The 3080-nt window shown below is 46.4% G+C and carries 3 protein-coding genes; all 3 read right to left on the bottom strand.

Going from position 1 to position 3080, the window contains the following annotated elements; genetic code table 11:
- A partial coding sequence (locus tag VIM87_RS10505; protein ID WP_331996953.1) for an ROK family protein occupies positions 1-884 on the bottom strand: 884 nt, incomplete at its 3' end.
- 76 nt (positions 885-960) lie between these two features.
- Positions 961-1692, bottom strand: coding sequence for a GntR family transcriptional regulator (locus tag VIM87_RS10500; protein ID WP_331996952.1), 732 nt, complete (start codon positions 1690-1692; stop codon positions 961-963).
- 191 nt (positions 1693-1883) lie between these two features.
- Positions 1884-3080 (bottom strand): hypothetical protein (locus VIM87_RS10495; RefSeq protein WP_331996951.1); only part of this gene is annotated, 1197 nt, incomplete at its 5' end.

The raw sequence follows: 3080 nt of genomic DNA, 5'->3' as shown, positions 1-3080 counted from the left end.
CTGCATAACCATGCTGCACCGGAGAGGGCAGAGGCTTCTCCGTGGCTGGAAATGTGTACGGTGGTGTTGATCTTGTGCTGCTGCAGGCAGGCTTGCAGGGCCGGTAAAAAATAGGGATGCGCTTTGCGGATATTGCCGCCTATCACTACGCATTCCGCTTCAAAATCACGCAGCCAGGGCGCCAGCACTTCGCCCAATGCATTGCCCATTTCCGTGAACAATGCCAGTGCGGTGCTGTCCTGTTTTTCCGCCAGGTCGCCGATGCTTTTAACTTCGTATAGGCGTGTGCCGGTACGCTGGTAGTATTCGTTGAGCAACCAACGGGAAGAGATATAATCTTCCGCAATGCCGTTCTTATAAGGCAGGTTATAGATGTAGCCGCCGGAGGGCACGCCTTTTCCTTCATGCAGAATGTGACTGTTGTGCAGGAAAGTGCCGCCCAGGCCAGTGCCCAGGGTTACAGCCACCATACGGTTGCAGTCTGCGCCTTCTCCGGCCCATGCTTCGCCCAATGCAAAGCAGGACGCGTCGTTCTCGAAATAAATATCTCCTTTAAAATTCAGCAGTGTTTTCAGGGCTGTTCTGATGTTCATGCCATAAAGGGATTCATATTTAGCCACGCCTCTGATCAGTGAAATGCCTTCGGGATAATCGAAGGGGCCTGGCATAGCTATGCCAATGGCCGGTATTGCAGTACCTGCAAACGTAAGCACATCGTCAATGGCTTTTGACCAGCTGCCGAGGATATCTTCTGCACCAGCGCCGGCGTTCACCGGTTCCTTGCACCTGGAACCTTCTGCTATTACACCATTGGACAGATCAATAAGCGCTGCTGTGATATGAGAACCCCCAATGTCCGCCCCAAGTACATAGTTATTGTTCATATGTTTGAACATATTAAAAATGAAGAAAAAAATATCCTTTTTCTGTGTGGAAGCAGAAAAAGGACATGCTATCAGATCAGCTTTCTGACCTTATTTCAATTGAGTACGTGAATTTGTCCGAACGGTAATAACCGACATTATATTCTATAGGCCTGTCTCCCGGATCATATACGAACCGTTCGCGGAACAACACCGGGGACCTGGCTTCCACCTGCAGCTTTTTTGCGATGCTGCCGGCGATCAGCGCGCTGATATGCTCACTGGAGCGCACTACAACGATGTTGAACTTTTCAGACAGGAGCTCATACAACGGCCTGTTGAGATCATCGTTTTCAGTGAGAACGATCCGTGGATGAAAGTAGCTTTCAAAGTATACGATCGGTTCACCATCAACGCCTTTGAGCTTACTGAGCTTGCAAACAGGAGTACCTTCCGGAATGTTGAAGAAACGGGCCATTTTTTCATCAGCTTGGGCAGTTCCCAGCGATAACAGGAGGTTGTTGGTAGGGATACCACGTTTAGACATCTCCCTGGTAAAGCTTTGCCAGTCCTGCAGGCTGGTGGAGAGCTGCCGTTGTGCTACCCGGGTGCCTACTCCTTTTTTCCGGTCCAGCAGGCCTTCATATTCCAGCTTGTTGGTGGCCTGGCGGATGGTATTACGGGAAACCCCAAGGCGGTTGGCAAGCTCCACTTCCTTAGGCAGGAAAGATCCGTTCTGGTACTCGGGCTGGCTGATCAGCTTTCGTAACAGTTCTTCTACCTGGATGTGGAGTGGCAATTTACTCTTATGATCGATCCTTAAATTCATGTATGAATGTTCAAACATAATGAATTTTTGAATAAAAAAATATTTTCCGGGAAATTTTCTGATGGGGAGAATAAGAGGTAAGGGGTAGCTGGTCGTTGATGGAAATCATGACTCGCCTGGGAAGGTAAGCAGGATTGGGAAAGCCCGGAGGGCCGGTATTGAGCTGGTGGTGGAAGCTCCGTAACTTATCGTTAAAAATCATTTTGGTACATAACCCTTCCATCCAGGCTACTCAATTCTACTCTATCCACTTCACATAACCCGTTTGAAATATAACCAAGTCCGGCCAGGTACCTGGTATCTGTAGTATACTGTGTTGAAAAAGCTTCTTTACCATTTATTTTCACAACCGCCGTTTTATTTTTTACGGTTATTTCTATATCTGTCCACTGGCTTACATCAAAAGCTATGGGCGACAGGTCATTGTCACTTCCTTTCTTTAATTGTTCCCCGAATACTACGAAGGCCTCATGCGCACATCCTTTTGTTGTACATCTCATATTCATAAACGCCCGCTGGCAATAGAGCTCTATTTCAATGTAGGGGCATAAGCTATTTCTTACTTCCTGCATTCGTACCCTGGTTTTATATTGAAAGTTATCGCTGGGTATATCCATGCGGCTGGGGAAGTACACGTAATGGTACCGTTTGTCTTTGCTGATCTCAATATTGTTTTTCTGTAATTGCTGTATGCTCAGGCCCAGGCTGCCGTTATTATTGAACGTATCCGCCTTAATATACTGGGTGCTGTAGTTGGCTATATTGTCAATAGCATAAAAAAACCAGCGGTCTGTAGGAATACTTACATCTGCTGTTTTGATCACAGAATCATTAGCTATGAGTTTGGCAATATGATAACCGGGTTCGTAATAAATATCTGTTAGTGTGTAGCTGTTCTTGTAAATTCTTCTCCTGCGGTTCTGATCCCAGGATTGCTGAATGAAAAAACTATCCGCCTGCACTTCATCAATATTATAGCTAAAAACCACAGAATTCGGAAGATCGTTCGGGGTGTTCTTCCGGAATGAAAAAGAGGCTTTTTCTGCATGGTTCACGCTTCCTTTTGTGGAACGGAAAAAATAAAAGCTTCCCAGCACAATGATGACGGCCGGTATCAACCAATATTTTATGCTAAACCTTCTCCCTGATTTTTGAACGATCTCTTTTTTGGGCGCTTCTTCGATCCTGCTGGCTTTAAAATCCTGCCAGGTCTTATAATCATAATAATTGGCAATCGCATTTAAGGTGGCTATTTGCGGCAAACGGGTGAACTCACCATAAGCAAGCCGTTTTACAGTGGTGCCGCTTATCAGGATGCCGGATTTCTGTTGCAGCTGCTCCCCGATATGATCAAAGTCACGTTGGGTCATCCTGGTGAGATCACTATA

This window comes from Chitinophaga sp. (genome assembly GCF_036569125.1).
Classification (GTDB): domain Bacteria; phylum Bacteroidota; class Bacteroidia; order Chitinophagales; family Chitinophagaceae; genus Chitinophaga.
The sequence above is the reverse complement of the archived record's forward strand: the minus strand, read 5'-3'. Positions and strand labels throughout refer to the sequence as shown.

Coding starts and splice junctions, on each gene's coding strand:
- VIM87_RS10500 (WP_331996952.1), bottom strand. CDS start 1,692: ATGAATTTAAGGATCGATCATAAGAGTAAATTGCCACTCCACATCCAG.